Origin of the sequence: Nocardioides segetis, from assembly GCF_051390595.1 — a bacterium.
GTDB lineage: Bacteria > Actinomycetota > Actinomycetes > Propionibacteriales > Nocardioidaceae > Nocardioides.
In genome coordinates this window covers 22,364-39,267 of sequence record NZ_JBNINR010000023.1, presented here as the reverse complement: position 1 = coordinate 39,267, position 16,904 = coordinate 22,364, and the positions used below count along the sequence as shown (strand labels likewise).

16 protein-coding genes are annotated in these 16,904 nt (G+C 73.2%); 10 read left to right on the top strand and 6 right to left on the bottom strand.

Going from position 1 to position 16,904, the window contains the following annotated elements:
* Window positions 1–5 precede the first annotated feature (5 nt).
* Entirely contained in the window at window positions 6–839 is an 834-nt protein-coding gene (locus ACPZVR_RS24245; RefSeq protein WP_436702256.1) for a helix-turn-helix transcriptional regulator, read from the bottom strand.
* 136 nt (window positions 840–975) lie between these two features.
* On the opposite strand from ACPZVR_RS24245, the gene ACPZVR_RS24240 reads away from it, so the two are divergent.
* From ACPZVR_RS24240 to ACPZVR_RS24220, 5 genes are read left to right on the top strand one after another with little or no spacing between them, the layout of a single operon-like run.
* On the top strand, window positions 976–2,070 hold the full coding sequence (locus ACPZVR_RS24240; protein ID WP_436702255.1) for an ABC transporter substrate-binding protein: 1,095 nt from the start codon (window positions 976–978) through the stop codon (window positions 2,068–2,070).
* Window positions 2,067–2,891, top strand: a complete 825-nt coding sequence (locus ACPZVR_RS24235) for a siderophore-interacting protein (RefSeq protein WP_436702254.1) — start codon at window positions 2,067–2,069, stop codon at window positions 2,889–2,891. The genes ACPZVR_RS24240 and ACPZVR_RS24235 overlap by 4 nt, the downstream gene beginning before the upstream one ends.
* Window positions 2,888–3,883 (top strand): FecCD family ABC transporter permease, encoded by a 996-nt coding sequence (locus tag ACPZVR_RS24230; protein ID WP_436702253.1) that lies wholly within the window; start codon window positions 2,888–2,890, stop codon window positions 3,881–3,883. Before ACPZVR_RS24235 ends, ACPZVR_RS24230 begins: the two co-directional genes overlap by 4 nt.
* The gene (locus ACPZVR_RS24225; protein WP_436702252.1) at window positions 3,880–4,908 is read left to right on the top strand and encodes a FecCD family ABC transporter permease; all 1,029 of its coding nucleotides are present in this window, start codon (window positions 3,880–3,882) and stop codon (window positions 4,906–4,908) included. The genes ACPZVR_RS24230 and ACPZVR_RS24225 overlap by 4 nt, the downstream gene beginning before the upstream one ends.
* On the top strand, window positions 4,905–5,678 hold the full coding sequence (locus tag ACPZVR_RS24220; RefSeq protein WP_436702251.1) for an ABC transporter ATP-binding protein: 774 nt from the start codon (window positions 4,905–4,907) through the stop codon (window positions 5,676–5,678). Before ACPZVR_RS24225 ends, ACPZVR_RS24220 begins: the two co-directional genes overlap by 4 nt.
* Here ACPZVR_RS24220 and ACPZVR_RS24215 read toward each other — a convergent pair.
* The 3 genes from ACPZVR_RS24215 to ACPZVR_RS24205 all read right to left on the bottom strand — a co-directional run bounded on the left by ACPZVR_RS24215 (window position 5,644) and on the right by ACPZVR_RS24205 (window position 8,954).
* Complete coding sequence (locus ACPZVR_RS24215; protein WP_436702250.1) at window positions 5,644–6,882, bottom strand: RNA polymerase sigma factor; 1,239 nt, start codon at window positions 6,880–6,882, stop codon at window positions 5,644–5,646. The two genes, ACPZVR_RS24220 and ACPZVR_RS24215, sit on opposite strands and share 35 nt — an antisense overlap.
* A gap of 7 nt (window positions 6,883–6,889) precedes the next feature.
* The gene (locus ACPZVR_RS24210; protein WP_436702249.1) at window positions 6,890–7,249 is read right to left on the bottom strand and encodes a YciI family protein; all 360 of its coding nucleotides are present in this window, start codon (window positions 7,247–7,249) and stop codon (window positions 6,890–6,892) included.
* 97 nt (window positions 7,250–7,346) lie between these two features.
* Window positions 7,347–8,954 (bottom strand): AMP-binding protein, encoded by a 1,608-nt coding sequence (locus ACPZVR_RS24205; protein ID WP_436702248.1) that lies wholly within the window; start codon window positions 8,952–8,954, stop codon window positions 7,347–7,349.
* A gap of 71 nt (window positions 8,955–9,025) precedes the next feature.
* On the opposite strand from ACPZVR_RS24205, the gene ACPZVR_RS24200 reads away from it, so the two are divergent.
* The 5 genes from ACPZVR_RS24200 (at window position 9,026) to ACPZVR_RS24180 (ending at window position 13,897) form a co-directional block, all read left to right on the top strand.
* Complete coding sequence (locus tag ACPZVR_RS24200) at window positions 9,026–9,493, top strand: OsmC family protein (protein ID WP_436702247.1); 468 nt, start codon at window positions 9,026–9,028, stop codon at window positions 9,491–9,493.
* A 90-nt stretch (window positions 9,494–9,583) separates the two neighbouring features.
* Window positions 9,584–10,411: an SGNH/GDSL hydrolase family protein gene (locus tag ACPZVR_RS24195; RefSeq protein WP_436702246.1), complete on the top strand. Its 828-nt coding sequence runs from the start codon at window positions 9,584–9,586 to the stop codon at window positions 10,409–10,411.
* Window positions 10,412–10,420: 9 nt separating this feature from the next.
* Window positions 10,421–11,290 carry an ATP-grasp domain-containing protein gene (locus ACPZVR_RS24190; RefSeq protein WP_436702245.1) on the top strand — a complete coding sequence of 290 codons (870 nt, stop codon included), beginning with the start codon at window positions 10,421–10,423 and terminating at the stop codon, window positions 11,288–11,290.
* 113 nt (window positions 11,291–11,403) lie between these two features.
* Window positions 11,404–13,032 (top strand): chaperonin GroEL, encoded by a 1,629-nt coding sequence (groL, locus tag ACPZVR_RS24185; protein ID WP_436702244.1) that lies wholly within the window; start codon window positions 11,404–11,406, stop codon window positions 13,030–13,032.
* Between the two features lie 316 nt (window positions 13,033–13,348).
* The gene (locus tag ACPZVR_RS24180; protein ID WP_436702243.1) at window positions 13,349–13,897 is read left to right on the top strand and encodes a GNAT family N-acetyltransferase; all 549 of its coding nucleotides are present in this window, start codon (window positions 13,349–13,351) and stop codon (window positions 13,895–13,897) included.
* An 82-nt stretch (window positions 13,898–13,979) separates the two neighbouring features.
* Here ACPZVR_RS24180 and ACPZVR_RS24175 read toward each other — a convergent pair whose 3' ends face one another.
* Together ACPZVR_RS24175 and ACPZVR_RS24170 are read right to left on the bottom strand one after the other, a co-directional pair.
* Entirely contained in the window at window positions 13,980–15,089 is a 1,110-nt protein-coding gene (locus ACPZVR_RS24175; protein WP_436702242.1) for an SRPBCC family protein, read from the bottom strand.
* Between the two features lie 243 nt (window positions 15,090–15,332).
* Complete coding sequence (locus ACPZVR_RS24170; protein ID WP_436702241.1) at window positions 15,333–16,835, bottom strand: hypothetical protein; 1,503 nt, start codon at window positions 16,833–16,835, stop codon at window positions 15,333–15,335.
* Window positions 16,836–16,904: the final 69 nt, after the last annotated feature.

Genomic DNA, 16,904 nt, shown 5'->3' with positions numbered 1-16,904 from the left:
GCGGCTCAGCTGGCCTGAGCGTCGACCGCCCGGTGCGCATGGCGCCCGGGCGGTTCGCCGTATGCGCGGGTGAACGCGGCGACGTACGACGACGCGGTGGCGTAGCCCACGCGGTGGGCGGTCTCGGTGACCGACCAGCGACTCAGCATCGCGCGGGAGGCCTCGAGCCGGGTCCGGGTGCGCCAGGCCGAGAAGGACATGCCGTAGACCCGCTCGAACTCGCGCTGCAGCGTCTTCGCGCTCACGTGCAGCCGCTCCGCCCAGCCGGTCAGGCCGGTTCGGTCGGCCGGGTCCAGGGTGAGGGCGCGGGCCACCGCCTGCGCGGGACCGAGCGCGGCCGAGGCGAAGCCGATCGGGTCGGCGGGGGAGGCGGCGAGCTCGGCGAGGAGCACGCCCCGCGCCGCCAGGCCGGCGCGCTCGTCGGTGCCGGGGCGGACCAGCCGGGCGACCGCCTCGAGCGCCGCCGGTGACAGGGCGAGCACCGTCGCCTCGTGTCGGAGCAGCTCCTCGGGCGCGCGGCGTACGCACAGTCGGACGACGGTCTGGACCTCCAGCGCGGTCACCTCGGCCACCACGCCCTGACGCACCCACACCGCGTGCGTGGGTCCGGCGAAGGCGGAGGTCCCGCCGCGCCCGATGGCGATCACGCCGTCGGGCGAGAGGTAGATCTGGTGCACGAAGTCGTTGCGCGACTCGGGGAAGTCGGTGACCACGCCGGCGGTGGGTGGATAGCGCAGCGCGAGGATGCCGTCGGGCGGGCCGAGGCCGTAGGGGAACTCCTCGACGACCGCGCCACCGGCCTCGGTCGCGGTGACCGCCGGGCCGGGACGGGCGGGCATGCCGTCCTGTCCTCTCCGCGTCACCATCTGACTCCTTCGCGACACCGCCGTTGCGATTGGTAAGGCTACCCTCACCTGGTCCGGCGCGCGGTCTCGGGTGACCACGCGCGCCGCATCCCCGACCAGAAGGACCATCATGCAGCTCACCCTCCGACCCGCCCGTGCGCTCGCCGCGCTGTCCGCCAGCGCCCTGATCGGGGCCACGTTCGCTGCGTGCGGCAGCGAGGACGACGGCGAGGCGGGCAAGGAGAGGGCGACGACGGCGACCTGCGAGGCCGACACCCCGGCGCTTCCCGAGGCGGCGCCGATCGCCGCGTTCGACCCGGCGGCACCCACCCGCGCCTTCGAGGCCGACAACGGCACGGTCGAGATCCCGACCGACCCACAGCGCATCGTCGCCACCGGGTACGCCGTGCCCGTGCTCCTCGAGGCCGACGCGGACGTCGTCGGCATCTCGGAGTGGGGCCGCGGCACCGCGCTGATGACCGACGAGGACCTCGCCGACTACCAGGCGCTGAAGAAGGTCGCCGGCGAGACCGCCGCCAGCACCGACTACGAGGCCATCGCCAACCTGAAGCCGGACCTGATCATGCTCGGTGTCCCCCTGCCGGTGCTGGGCGACGTCGACCTGGACCGCCTCGAGTCGATCGCGCCGGTCGTCGTCCTCGGCCCGGACCGCCCCGACGGGTGGAAGAACCTCTCGCAGCGCCAGGCCGACGCGGCGGGCGTCGTCGACTACTTCGAGGCCGCCAAGGCCTCCTACGACGCGAAGGCGGCGGAGCTGAGCGAGAAGTACGCCGACGTCCTCGACGGGCACTGCTTCGGCCACGTCGGCGCCTACGGCGACGTGAGCGCGGGCAACTTCAACCGCGAGTACGCCGGCGCCTGGGGCACCAATATCGCCACCGACGTGGGCGCCACCTACTACGGCGGGCCGGCCGAGCCGGGCAAGGGCTCGGCCGCGTTCTCGGAGTACCCCTCGATCGAGGAGCTCCCGCAGAGCCTGGCCGACGCCGACGTGATCACCTACACCGTCGACGACGAGGGCAAGCCGTCCGAGTCGGTGCAGTACGTCCTCGACCACGCCCTGTGGCAGACCCTGCCCGCCGTCCGCGACGGCGCCGTGATCCCGCTGCGCTACACCGAGGCGGCGACGTACCCCACCGCCGAGCGCGCGCTGGAGGAGATCGACAGCGCCTTCGCCGAGGCCTTCGCGGACGAGCTGAAGTGATCGGCGAGCGCGACCGGCCGGCCGAGCGCGTCGCCGAGCACCACGGTGCCGGCCGGGGGATGCGGCGCATCGGCTACCCGATCGGGATCTGCCGCACGACCGTCGCACGGCGCGAGCTGGTGACCCCGCGGATGCTGCGGCTCACCCTCACCGGCGACGACCTGGCCGGCTTCCACAGCTACGTGGCCGACGACCACGTGAAGATCGTCTTCCCGCACGCCGACGGCACCCGTACCGACCCGGTGCCCAACGACCGGCAGCTGCTCGACTGGCCGAAGCCGCACCCGCCGACGCGGACCTACACGATCCGCCGTGTCGATGTCGCGGCCCGCGAGGTGGACCTCGACGTCGTGCTCCATGCCGGCGGCCTCGCCGGCGACTGGGCGGAGGCCGCCGCGATCGGCGATCCCGCCGTGATCGCCGGCCCGCCCGGGGCGAAGGCGTTCGCGCACACCCATCGCCACTACGTCTTCGCGGTCGACATGACCGGCCTGCCCGCCGTCGCGCGCTGGCTCGACGAGGCCGACTGGCTCGCCGCGGCCGGCGTCACCGCGCACGTGCTCGTCGAGCACGACCACGCCGACGAGACCGGCTACCCCCTCACCGCGCGCGACGGCGTCGAGGTGCGCTGGCTGAGTCGCGCGGACGGCTCGCAGCTCGGCGCGCAGGTGCGCTCGCTCGACGTACCGGAGGACACCTTCGTCTTCGGCGCGGGCGAGGCCGAGGACCTCAAGCCGGTCCGGCGCTGGGTGGCCGAGCGCGAGCTGCCGTCGAGCATCACCGGCTACTGGAAGCGCGGGGTCGCGGGGTCGGACGATTGACCCTGCGCCACCCCGGCCCCCTGGTCGCGCTCGTCGCGCTGGGTGCGGCCCTCGTCGGTGCGGTCGTGTGGAGCCTCGCCATCGGGCAGGGTGACATCCCGGTCGGCTCGGTGCTGCCCGCGCTCGTCCGGTACGACGACCACGACGCCGCGCACATCATCGTGCGCCAGGTCCGGCTGCCGCGCACCCTGCTCGCGATCCTCGTCGGCGCCGCGCTCGCGCTGGCCGGTGCGCTCGTCCAGGCGCTGACCCGCAATCCGCTCGCCGAGCCGGGCGTGCTCGGCGTGACCTTCGGCGCGTCGTTCGCGGTCGTCGTGGCGACCGCTCTCGGCATCGCGGGCGGGCAGGGCGCCCAGCTCGTGGTCGCGACGCTGGGCGCCGCGGTGGCCACCACGGTGGTGTACGCCGTGGGCCGGGCCGACCCGCTGCGCCTGCTCCTCGCGGGGACGGCCTTCAGCGCACTGGTCGCCAGCCTCTCGCTCGGCGTCCGGCTGCTCGATCCCGACGCCTTCGACGACCACCGCTTCTGGGCGGTCGGCTCCCTCGCGGGACGCGACCAGCAGCCGCTGGCGCTGCCGACGGTCGTCGTGCTCGTCGCGATCGGGATCGCACTGGTGCTGGTCCGGCCGCTGGCCGCGCTCGAGATGGGCGACGACGTCGCGCACGGACTCGGCGTGCGCGTCGGCGCCACCCGCACGGCGGTCCTGGTCGTCGCGACCGTGCTCGCCGGCGTCGCCACGGCGATCGCCGGCCCGATCGCCTTCGCCGGGCTGATCGTGCCGCACCTGGTGCGCCGGTTCGCGCGCGGCTCGGTGGGCTGGCTCCTGCTGCTCTCCCTCGTCGGGGGCCCGGTGCTGCTGGTCGCCGCCGACACCGTGGGACGGTTGGTGCTGCCGGTCGGGGACGCCCCGGTCGCGATCGTGACCGGGCTGCTCGGCGGTCCGCTGCTGGCGTGGGTCGTGCGTCGTCAGGGCGCGGGGGCCGCCTCGTGAGCATCGCCTTCCTGCCGCCCGCGCGGCGTACCGTGCTCGCACTCGGCCTCATCGCCGTCGCCGCGCTCGCGGTGTCCCTGGTCGCCCTCTGCTACGGCGACGGATGGTCGACGCCGGGACGGGTGCTGGCCGGCCTGCGCGGTGACGGTCCGCTCGCCGGGCGGGTCCTGGAGTGGCGCCTGCCGCGGGTGACCGCGGCCCTCGTGTTCGGGCTCGCGCTCGGGCTGGCGGGCGCGCTCTTCCAGAACCTCACCCGCAACCCCCTCGGCGCGCCCGACGTGATCGGGCTCGACCAGGGCGCCTACGCGGGCGTCCTGCTGGTGCTGGTCGTCGCCGGCGGCAGCCACTTCGCCGCCGCCGCGGACAACGGGGGCGGCTTCGCGCTGGGGCTGGCGGGAGCGGCACTGGCCGGAGGGCTGGCGGCGGCGGGGATCGTCGCGCTGCTCGCCCTGGGCAGCGGCTACACCGGCTACCGGTTGATCGTGATCGGCATTGCCGTCAACGCCGTGCTCACGGCCCTGAACTCCTGGCTCATCCTGCGTGCCGATCTCGAGGTCGCGATGGCCGCCGCCAGCTGGTCGGCCGGCAACCTCAACGGCACCGACTGGTCGGACCTCGTCGTGCCCGGTGCGGGACTCGCCGTCCTGGGCGTCGGCGCCGCCTGCCTCGCGCGCCCGGTCCACCAGCTCGCCCTCGGCGACGACGTCGCCGTGACGAGCGGGATCCGCCTCGGCCGGCTCCGGCTCCTCATCGCGACCGTGGGCGTCGGCTGCACCGCCATCGTGGCGGCGACGGCCGGCCCGATCGTCTTCGTCGCGCTGATGGCGCCGCAGATCGGGCGCCGGCTGGCCGGCACGGCGGGGGTCGCGCTGCTGCCCTCGGCGCTCACCGGCGCGCTGCTGCTGGGGGCCGCGGACCTGCTGGCCCAGGTCGTCGCGCCGGTGCAGCTCCCGGTCGGCGTGGTCACCGGCGCCATCGGCGGCGTCTACCTGTTGTGGTTGCTCTTCAAGGAGGTCGGACGATGAGCCGGTTGCGGACCGAGGGCCTGCGCCTCGGGTACGGCGAGCGCACGGTGGTCGAGCACCTCGACCTCACCGTGCCCGACGGGGTCCTCACGGCGATCGTCGGTCCCAACGCGTGCGGCAAGTCCACCCTGCTGCGCTCGCTGGTGCGGCTGTTGCGCCCCGAGGAGGGCAGCGTCGTGCTCGACGGCCGGTCGATCGCGGCCTGGCGGCCCAAGGCGGTCGCCCGGGAGCTGGGCTTCCTGCCGCAGGGCACCACGACCCCCGACGGCATCCGCGTGGTCGGCCTGGTCCGGCGCGGGCGCTACGCCCGGCAGCCGGTGCTCGGCACCTGGACCCGGGCCGACGACGTCGCGGTCGCCGCCGCACTCGACGCCGCAGGGGTCGCGGACCTCGCGGACCGGCGGGTCGCGGACCTCTCGGGCGGTCAGCGCCAACGGGTCTGGATCGCGATGGTGCTGGCCCAGGAGACGCCCGCGCTGCTGCTCGACGAGCCCACCACCTTCCTCGACATCGCCCACCAGTACGAGCTGTTGCGGCTGCTGCGCCGCCTGGTCGACGAGGGCCGCACGGTCGTCGCGGTGCTGCACGACCTCAACCAGGCCTGCCGCTTCGCCGACCACGTCGTCGCCATGCGCGACGGCGCGGTCGTCGCGGCCGGCCCGCCGGCCGAGGTCGTGGACGCGGCGCTCGTCGAGCGGGTCTTCGGCCTCGCGTGCGAGGTGCTGCCCGATCCGGTCACGGGGACCCCGATGGTCGTCCCGCACGCGTGAGCGCGCGCCGGGTCCGCAGATGCTCGGCCTCCGCCTCGTTGCGACACAGGGCGATGGCGGTGTCGTAGGCGACCCGCGCCTCGGCGTCCTGGCCCAGCCGGGCCAGCAGCTCCGCCCGGACGGCCGGCAGCCGGTGGCCCGGCAGCGCGACGCCCTCGAGCGCGGCCAGGTCGGCCGCGGGTCCGCTCCGCTCGGCGAGCGCCACCGCCCGGTTGAGGCGCACGACGGGGGAGTCGCGCAGCGCCAGCAGCTCGTCGTACCGCTCGACGATGCGGTCCCAGCGGGTCGCGCCCGCCGTCAGGGCGATCGCGTGCTCGGCGGCGATCAGCGCCTGGAGGAGGTAGGGCGCCGGTGGTGCGGTCACCAGCGGTCGCAACAGCTCCAGTGCCTCGAGCGCCTCGTCGTGGTGCCACCGGGTGCGGTCCTGGTCGGGCAGCAGCACCAGGCTGCCGTCGACGGCCCGGGCGTCGCGGCGCGCGTGCTGCAGGATCATCAGGGCGAGGAGCGCGTCGAGCTCGTCGTACCCGGTGGGGAGCAGCGCGCGCAGCACCCGCACCAGTCGCAGCGCCTCGCCGGCCACGTCGGCCCGCAGGACGTCGGCGCCCGAGCCCGGCGCGTAGCCGCTGGTGAAGGCGAGGTAGGCGACGTCGGCGACCGTCTCGACGCGGGCGTCCAGCTCGGCCGGCGGCGGGACGACGAAGCGGGCGCCGGCCAGCTTCTTGCGGGCCCGCGTCAGCCGGGCGGCCATGGTCGCGGTCGGGACCAGGAAGAGCCGGGCGACGTCCTCGGTGGCCACACCGAGCACCAGCCGCAGGGTCAGCGCCGCCGACGCCTCGCGCGACAGCGACGGGTGGGCGCACAGCAGCACCAGGCGCAGACGCTCGTCCATCACGACCTCGGTCTCCGGGGGAGCGGCCAGCACCCGCTGGGCCTCCTGGTGCAGGGACGCCTCGACCTCCAGCAGCGGCTCCTTGCGGGCCGCCACCGCCTCGCTGCGCAGGGCGTCGGTGATCCGGCGGCGGGCCGTCGTCAACAGCCAGCCGGCCGGGTTGGCCGGCGGGCCCGACTCCGGCCAGGCGCGGGCGGCCGCCTCGAACGCGTCGGCCAGGCCGTCCTCGGCGAGGTCGACCCGCCGGCACCACGCGGCGAGCAGGGCCAGCAGCCGGCCCCACTCGTCGCGCAGCGCGTGCTCGAGCTGCTCCACTCCGTGGTCAGTCCGGCGGCGGGGGCAGGCACGTGCGGACCTCGACGCCGTCCTCGGCGTCGGCGAGGACCGCGCAGATCTGCAGCAGGTCGTCGAGGTCGTCGCTCTCGACGACGTAGAACCCGCCCAGCTGCTCGACGGACTCGACGTAGGGGCCGTCGGTGACGACCACGTCCTCCGCCGAGCGCCGCACGACCTTGGCCGTGCGCGAGTGGGCGAGCTCGGCCCCGCCCGTGACGCGGTGGCCGCGCTCCTCGAGCAGCCGGCTGAACTCGCCGTGTCGCGCGTAGATCTGGGCTCGCTCCTCCGGGCCCGCCGCCTCCCAGGTGGCCTCGTCACCGGTCAGCAGTACGACGTACTCGGTCATCGGATCATCTCCTCGTGGGGTGTGCTGAGTCTTCCACCCCGATGACGGGCGAGCCGGACCGGAATCGACAGATCGGCGCGGGGATCTTCGCGTCGGGTCAGCCGAGGAGCCGGGCCGCGAGCGCGGCACTGGCCGGGTAGTCGACCTTGCTGACGGGCGTGCGCGGCACCTCGTCGACGAACAGCACCGTCTTGGGGACCTTGTAGTTGGAGATCAGCGCGCGGCAGTGGTCGCGGACGGCGTCCTCGGTCAGGTCGACCCCGTCGCGGCGCTGCACCAGCGCGGTCACCTGCTGGCCCCAGCGCTCGTGCGGCGTGCCGACCACCACCGCGTCGAAGACGTCGTCGTGGCGCAGCAGCACGGCCTCGACCTCCTCGGGGTGCACCTTCTCGCCGCCGGTGTTGATGCACACCGAGCCGCGGCCGAGGACGGTGACCGAGCCGTCCTCCTCGCGCCGGGCGAAGTCGCCCGGGATCGCCCAGCGCACGCCGTCGATCTCCTTGAACGTGGCCGCCGTCTTGACCGGGTCCTTGTAGTAGCCGAGGGGCACCGGGCCCGAGCGGCCCAGCATGCCGTCCACGCCGACCGGACACGGCTTGAACTCCGCGTCGAAGACCTCGACCTGGTCGGTCACGGTGAACCGCGGCGCGCTCTGGCCGCCGTCGGTGCCGTCGTCGATCCGCGAGCCGGCGGCCCCGGACTCCGACGAGCCGTAGCTGTCGAGGATGAACCGGCCGGGGAGGGCGCGGCGGATCTCCTCGCGCACGCCGTCGGACAGGGGAGCGGCGCCGTTGGACACCGCGGCAAGGCTGGACAGGTCCCAGCGGTCCGGCTCGGCGAGGATCGCCTCGGCCACCGGGCGCCCCATCGCGTCGCCCAGGAAGGTCAGCGAGACCACCTTCGCCTTCTCGACGAGGTCGAGGATCTTCACGGCGTCGAAGTGCGGCTCGGTGAAGAGCGCGATCGTCTGCCCGGCGACGTGGCCGTTGCCGAGGATCCACTGACTGCCGCCGTGCATCATCGGCCCGCAGGCCAGCAGCACCATCGGGTTCTCGACGGCGCGGGCTTCCTCGGCCAGCTGCTCGACCGAGTCCAGCGGCGCGCCGTAGCGGGCGGCGTTGAGCGCGGCCCGGATCAGGTCCTCGTTGCGCCACACCACGCCCTTCGGGGAGCCGGTCGTGCCGCCGGTGTAGAGGACGTAGTGGTCGTCCGCGCTCCGGCCCGTGATCCTGCGCTCCGGGGACGCGGCGGCCAGCGCGGCGTCGTACTCCTCGCCGAGCACGATCGTGTGCCGCAGCGTGGGGGTGTCCAGCTCGGCCAGCGCGTCGACGTACTCGGGCGCGATGATCGCGGCGACGCAGTCGGCGTTGTCGTAGAGGTACGCCAGCTCGTCGTGGAGGTACTTGTAGTTGATGTTGATCGGCACGGCCCGCGCCTTGAGGCAGCCGTAGAGGGCGTCGACCCACTCGATCCGGTTGGTGGAGTGCACGGCGACGTGCTCGCCGGGGCGCACGCCGAGGCCGACGAGGTGGTTGGCCAGGCGGGTGGACCGCTCGTCGATCTCGGCGAAGGTCCAGATCCGGTCGCCGGTGTGCACCGCCGCGCGGTCGGGCACGGCGTCGGCCATCGCCTCGAGGACGTCGGCGAGGTTGAGCGGGCGAGCGGCGGTGGCGTCGGGCGCGGCGGCGGATGTGGTGGAGGTCACAGGAGAAGAGTGCCAAACTAGAACAAGTTCTCGCCAGGGTTCTCCCGACTCGGTTCGGCGATGATGGTCGCGTGACCGATCACCACTACGCCCTCGACCTGGTCTGGCAGGGCAACCGCGGCACCGGCACCAGCGGCTACCGCGACTACGACCGCACCGTGCTGCTCACCGCGAGCGGGAAGCCCGACCTGCTCGGCTCGGCCGATCCCACCTTCCGCGGCGACGCGGCGCGGTGGAACCCCGAGGAGCTGCTCCTCGCCGCCCTCGCCCAGTGCCACCTGCTGTCCTACCTGCACTCCGCGGTCGACCACGGTGTCGTCGTGACGGCGTACGACGACAGCCCGGTCGGCACCATGGCGCAGGTCGGGCAGGGCGGGCGGTTCACGTCGGTCACGCTGCGGCCGCGGGTCACCGTCGCCGAGGCGGGCATGGTCGACACGGCGCGGGAGATCCACGGCGAGGCGAGCCGCAACTGCTTCATCGCCGCCTCGGTGAGCTTCCCCGTCGGGCACGAGCCGACGATCCTCGTCGCCGGCTGACACCCGCGCGCCACCGGCCCGCCATGATCCGTTCAGGGTGGTCTGGTTCAAAGCAGCCATGACCACCCGAGCACTCCGTGGGGGTCGCGGATGAGCCGCGTCCACAAGACCCTCGTCGCCGCCGGCGTCGCCCTCGCCGGGATCGGAGTCACCACCGGTGGCGGCCGTGAGCTGCTGCGCCGCCAGGCCGCGATCGCCCGCGCGCGGATCGGGAAGCCCCTGGGTGAGGACGCGATCCCGGCCGACAAGGTCTGGAAGCGCAAGTCGTACGACGGAGCGCCGCTGCGGCTGCTCGTCCTCGGCGACTCGATCGCGGCCGGCCTGGGCGCCGAGCGCCCCAAGGACACGCTCGGGGCGCGGATCGCCCGCGGTCTGGCGGGGGAGGTGCGCCGTCCCGTGGCCCTGCGCACGGCGGCGGTCGTCGGGTCGGAGAGCTCCGCGCTCGCCGGACAGCTCGACGGGCTGCCCGAGACCTACCGTGCCGACGTCGCGGTGATCGTCGTCGGCGGGAACGACGTCACCCACCGCGTGCCGGTGGCGACGGCGGCGGCGCAGCTCGAGGACGCCGTCGTCCGGCTGCGCGAACGGGGCACCGAGGTCGTGGTGGGCACCTGCCCGGACCTCGGCGCGCTCCGGCCGGTGCCGCAGCCGCTGCGCTCGCTGGGCTCGCGGATGTCGCGGCAGCTCGCGCAGGCGCAGGCGGAGGTCGCCGTCCGCAACGGAGCGCACGCGGTGTCGCTCGCCCACGTGGTCGGGCCGTTCTTCATCACCAACCCCGACGAGATGTTCAGCCTCGACCGGTTCCACCCCAGCGCGCTGGGCTACAAGCGCACGGCCAAGGCGCTGCTCCCGTCGGTGCTGCTGGCGCTCGGGCATGCGGAGCGGGTCCCCTTCGGGCATCGGGCTCCGGCCTCCTAGCGTGGGGGCATGACCGCGGTCCTCCTCGCCACCTTCGACCTCATGCCCGACGGCGAGCCGGGTGCCGCCGCGCTCACCGCGGCGCTCGACGCGCGCGGGGTCGAGAGTCGCTGGGTGCGCTGGGACGACCCGGCCGTCGACTGGGCGGGCGCCGACCTGGTCGCCGTGCGCTCCACCTGGGACTACCACCGCCGGCTGCCCGCCTTCCTCGACTGGGCGCGCCGGGTCGAGGCGGGGACCCGGCTGCTCAACGGTGCCGAGGTGTTCGCGTGGAACGCCGACAAGGCCTACCTCGTCGAGCTCGCCGACGTCGTACCCACGGTGCCGACGCGGCCGCTCGACGACGACGCCCTGGCCGCGGGCCTCGCGGTCGTGCTCGACCGGTGGGGGAGCGTGGTCGTCAAGCCGCGCACCGGTGCCGGCGGGGTCGGCGTCGTGGTGGCCGAGCGCGCCGACGACCCGCGCCTCGAGGGGCTCGTGGCCGGGCCGTGGATCGCGCAGCCGCTGGTGGAGTCGGTGCGGACCACCGGCGAGACGTCGGTCTTCGTGTTCGACGGGGTCGCGGTCGGGCAGGTCGACAAGCGGCTCGGGCAGGTCGCGGCGGCGGGCGAGGTGCGGGTGAACGAGGTCCACGGCGGTCAGGTCCGGCCGGTCCCGCTCGACCCCGAGCGGGCGGCGGTCGCGGAGGCGGCCGTCGCCGCGGCGGCGCGGCAGCGGCGCGCGGACCTCGCCTACGCGCGCGTGGACCTGATGGTCTGGGCCGACCGCTGGGTGGTCAGCGAGCTCGAGCTGATCGAGCCCGGCCTCTACCTCGACGTCGACCCGGCGAACGCCGAGCGGTTCGCCACCCTGGTCGCGGCTCGGCTGGCCCGCTCCTGAACCCGGCTCGAACCCGTCTTCTCCTTGCACTCGCCATGGTCGAGTGCTAAACATGATGTTGGCACTCTCGCCTTGAGAGTGACAACGGACATCGCGAAGGAATCGCAGGAGTTATGTCGAAGCTGATTGCTTTCAACGAGGAGGCCCGCCGCGGTCTCGAGCGTGGCATGAACACGCTCGCGGACGCCGTCAAGGTCACCCTGGGCCCCAAGGGCCGCAACGTCGTTCTGGAGAAGAAGTGGGGCGCCCCCACGATCACCAACGACGGTGTCTCCATCGCCAAGGAGATCGAGCTCGAGGACCCCTACGAGAAGATCGGCGCCGAGCTGGTCAAGGAGGTCGCGAAGAAGACGGACGACGTCGCCGGTGACGGCACGACCACCGCGACCGTCCTCGCCCAGGCGCTGGTCCGCGAGGGTCTGCGCAATGTTGCCGCCGGCGCGAACCCGATGGGTCTCAAGCGCGGCATCGAGGCCGCCGTCTCCGCCGTCTCCGAGCAGCTGCTCGGCATGGCCAAGGACGTCGAGACCCGGGAGCAGATCGCCGCCACCGCCACCATCTCCGCCGGTGGCGACGCCACCGTCGGTGACGCCATCGCCGAGGCGATGGACAAGGTCGGCAAGGAGGGCGTGATCACGGTCGAGGAGTCGAACACGTTCGGCATCGACCTCGAGCTCACCGAGGGCATGCGGTTCGACAAGGGCTACATCTCGGCCTACTTCGTGACCGACCCCGAGCGCATGGAGACCGTCCTCGAGGACGCCTACGTGCTCATCGCCAACAGCAAGGTCAGCAACGTCAAGGACCTGCTGCCGCTGCTCGAGAAGGTCATGCAGTCGGGCAAGCCGCTCGTCATCATCGCCGAGGACGTCGACGGCGAGGCGCTGTCGACCCTGGTGGTCAACAAGATCCGCGGCACCTTCAAGTCCGTCGCCGTCAAGGCCCCAGGCTTCGGCGACCGCCGCAAGGCCATGCTGCAGGACATCGCGATCCTCACCGGCGGCCAGGTCATCTCCGAGGAGGTCGGCCTCAAGCTGGAGACCGCCGGCCTCGAGCTGCTCGGCCAGGCCCGCAAGGTCGTCATCACCAAGGACGAGACCACCATCGTCGAGGGTGCCGGCGACCAGGCCCAGATCGAGGGCCGGGTCAACCAGATCCGCGCCGAGATCGAGAGCAGCGACTCCGACTACGACCGCGAGAAGCTGCAGGAGCGCCTCGCCAAGCTGGCCGGCGGCGTGGCCGTCATCAAGGTCGGCGCGGCCACCGAGGTCGAGCTCAAGGAGCGCAAGCACCGCATCGAGGACGCCGTCCGCAACGCGAAGGCGGCCGTCGAGGAGGGCATCCTCCCCGGTGGTGGCGTCGCGCTGGTCCAGGCCGGCTCCAACGCGTTCGACAAGCTGGACCTCGAGGGTGACGAGGCGACCGGTGCGAACATCGTGAAGGTCGCGCTGTCCGCGCCGCTGAAGCAGATCGCCATCAACGCCGGCCTCGAGGGCGGCGTCGTCGCGGAGAAGGTCGCGAACCTCCCCGCCGGCCAGGGCCTCAACGCCGCCACGGGCGACTACGTCGACCTGCTGGCCGAGGGCATCATCGACCCGGCCAAGGTGACCCGCTCGGCGCTGCAGAACGCCGCGTCGATCGCCGCGCTGTTCCTCACCACCGAGGCCGTCGTGGCCGACAAGCCGGAGAAGGCCGCCCCCGCGGGCGACCCGACCGGCGGCATGGGCGGCATGGACTTCTGATCGACCGAGCAGGAGCCCGGCTCCCGCAGAACCACCGCACGACCCCCGTCCGTTGGGCGGGGGTCGTGTGGTTTTTCCGTCGCCCCGAGCGCCGTGCGCCGGTAGCATGGGCGCTTCCGTGATCGGATCGAGAGGGAAGGGAGTGTGGGTTGATGCCCGAAGCGCAGTGCGCCGCTGTCGGCGCGCCTGAAACCGACCCACTTTCACCGGTCTCCATCCGACTCCGACCCCTCCGCTGACGCCGCTCCGCGCGGCCGGCGGTGCCATGGTCGGCATCACTGTCGGACGAGACCCCTTGCTTCAAGGGAGCAATCCGTTGTCATCAACACCTGATGCGAATCGATTCACCTCGGCCGTCATCTGGACGACCCGTCCCGAACGGGCCGACGCCGACCACGCGGGCATCCGCGAGGTCCTGCTGGCCGCCTTCCCGACGAGTCTCGAGGCCGACCTCGTCGACGCCCTGCGCGCCGACCCGGAGGCCTGGCTTCCGGACCTGTCCGTCCTCGCCGTCGCCGACGACGGGAGCGTCGTCGGGTACTCGCTGCTGACCCGGTGCCACGTGGGCGGTGTCCCCGCCCTCGCGCTCGGTCCCTGCGCGGTGCGCCCCGAGCACCAGTCCCAGGGAGCCGGGGGCGCGGCGATCCGGGCCGGCCTCGACGCGGCGCGAACGGACGGAGAGAACCTCGTCGTCGTCCTCGGCCATGCCGAGTACTACCCGCGGTTCGGCTTCGACCGGGCGTCGCGGTTCGGCATCACGGCGAGCTTCGAGGTGCCGGACGAGAACCTGATGGCGCTCGCGCTCGACCCGTCGCGGCCGGTGCCCGACGGTCAGATCCGCTACGCGCCTGCGTTCGGGGTCTGAGAGCCGGCTCGTCGACCAACTGCGCGGCCCCCGTCCTCGGGCGGGGGCCGTGTGGCTTCGATATCGACCTGAGTCGCCGTGGCTACCGGGTTCCGAACTCGGCGTGGTCGGCGATGGAGAGCTGGTAGGCCCACCAGGTTTCCATGTCCTCCAGCCACTCCACGGGCAAGCCCTCGTGCCTGATGCGGATGGTCGTCCACGGAACGCCGGCGGCATCCTTGGACTGGTTCAATGTCATCGTCACTCGGCTCTCCTCACGCAGCATAGGCGCGCCATCGTTGTCCCATGTCGGCCCCGGCAGCCAGTTCCAGTTCCGTACCGCGCGCTTCGGGCTCTCCACCTCGATGAAGGAGTATCGGATCGAACCGCACGAGCCCGTCAACTGGTCCGCGTGGTCATGCGAGCTGGCGAAGTGCTGGGTGCCTGGGGCGTAGGGGGGCTCCGGTCCAGCTGAGAAGCCCCAAGTCCCTCCCGGCACCCATGCGTGACTCCACGTCGTCACGTGGGCACATCGCGTGAACAGTTTGCGGCGGGTACCACGGATGGTTCGCTCGACCTCGACATACCCTGTCGCCCCCGACAGGCTGCGAGCCCCCGGAGCCTGCTCGACATCCCGGCCGATCCTTACCGAGGCGGCCAGGCCGGCTTCGCCTTCGGGAATCAGGAGTGGGGGTGGTGGGTCAGCGAGTTGCTCGTGGGCGAACGCACTTGTCAACCTCAAGATCGCGGGTGCGCTTGGGGCGGCCCGCCACGCCTCCAGGCGGTACCATTCGATGGGCTCCTCGCCCAACTCGTCGTCCTGCCGATCGTGACCAGTTGCCCGGCCGCGTGCGCTCAGCCGCAGCCGGTACACGCCTGGCTCATCGATCAGCGGGACGCTTGGATCGTTGTCCACCAGTTCGGTGGCAACCAGTGAAGCCCGGGCCTCCAGGCTGAGTTCCACCACGTCCTCCCACTCGACGCCGGGGGCACCGGGAGGCACGTCCAGGAGGCACGTGGTCACCGAGAACGGTCCCCACTGATCACCCGTCGTGACCAACAGCTCCCCATCGGCGGCGAGCGCGCCGCCGGCTCGGACGAGCGTGTTGTCGCTCTCGTCCCAACCCTCGACCGGGATGGGTTCGCAGTCACTGCTTCGTATCGCGAAGGCGCCTTCGTCCGACCCGAGCACGACGCTCCGAACCCGATCCATTGACGGCACCTCCACCCGACGTCCGAACGGCCCGATTGTGACGCCGCCCCACGCCATCCTCGCTCATGGGTCGACCTGGGACCTGAGATCGCGCACCTTGTGCCTGCCCGCCTCCCCGTTTCAGGAACGACCCGCACATCGGCAGATCCGGCCGGCAACGCCGCCGATGACGGCGCGCAGCGACCGAGCGCCGAACCGGTACCGACCGGGGACCGCCACTCATGATCTATCAGCTGAGGGAGGTCACGCCGGGTTGTAGAGATCGACGGTGATCTCGATCCCCGGCGACTGCGGGTAGCACTCACCGACGACGGTGCAGTCCTTGTCTCGGATCAACTCGACACAGGTGGTGCCACGGGATGTGACCACACGGCCCAGGCCGTGCGGAGTCACCCAGCGGTACGCCGTGAGGGCGAGCTGGCGCACCTGGTAGCCGCCGCCTCCGTCGGGGAGGTGGCCGTGGGTCTTGATCCGATGGTGTTGTCGGGTGAGGGGCGCGGCGTTGTGGTCGCCGGTCTGGCCGGGTGGGCCGCCGCGGGCGGTGGGGACGTACGGCGTGGCGTGGTCCAGGTCGAACCGGTCGCCGACGCCGGCGGCGTTGGCCGAGTGCGGGAAGACGTCGCCGCACATGCGCTGGATGGCGCGCTCGCGGACCACGGTGGGGTGCTCGTAGGCGTTGCCGCTGGTGACGCCGGCGAGGTCGAGGACGGGCTGCAGGGTGATGTCGCGGCGGCGGAGGAGGTCGCCCAGCTGCTCAAGAAGGAACGGGCCCAGACCCTCGACCCGAGCCACGCCTGACAGCGCACCGGTCAGCGCCAGGGCGGAGAGGTGGACGTGGATGACGGCCTTGCGGGGCCGGGTGGCCTTCCTCGGGGCTGGTGTCGGGGCTGGTGTCGGGGCCGCTGCCGGGGCCGGCGTGGGCTCGCCCAGGCCGTCGAGGAAGGCGGCGGCAGCGTGCGGGTCGGCCAGCAGGGCCAGCGCCTCGGCCCGGAGCTGGGCGCGGGTCGCGGGCTGCTCGTCCTCCGTGCGCTGCTGGTGGGCCTCGAGCGCGTCGGCGAGGTCGTCGATGACGGCGTCCAGCTCGACGGCCGCGCCGGCGGGCAGCTTGGCGGAGATCCGGCGGGTGGCGGCCTCGCCGCCGCCGACGGCACTCGGGTCGAGGATGTCGCCGGGCCGGGGCCGGGAGAGCCAGCAACCGGTCTTCTTGGCGTCGGCCTCGATCCGGGCCAGGTGGGCGGCCCGGTCGGCCTCGATCACCTTGGCCTCGGCGATCCGCAGGATCCGGCCGGGGGACTGGCTGACGGCGGCCGCGACCGCCGCATCGACGAGCCGGACCGCCTCGCGGTCGAGCTCGCGGGTCATCGCCGCGACCTTGCGGGCCAGCCAGGCGGGGACCGCCAGGTCGAGCACGCGCTCCCACACGAGCGGCAGCCGGTGGCGCAGGTCGAGCGCGGCCGCGGCGAGGTGCCGGGTGCCGACGTGCCCGGCCTGCAGGGCGATCGCGAGCTCGGCGAGGCACAGCTCGGCGACCTCCGGCGTGCCGTCGCCCCCGAGGCGGACCAGCCGGTCGCCACCCCTCGCCACCGGCACCGCCCCCGGCCTGCTCTGCGGGTCGTCGCCGTTGCGGTCGCACCACGCCAGCACCAGGAGCAGCTGGTCGACCTCCGCCCGGCGTCGTGCGGCGAGGTTGGACTCGGCGGCAGCCAGCAGCTCCGCTGCTGACAGATCGTCGAGGTCCCGGGCCATGGAACCACCACACCACCCACCCCCGACAGAAACCCGACGCGAATCTGAGGGATCAGCCGATCCCTGTGG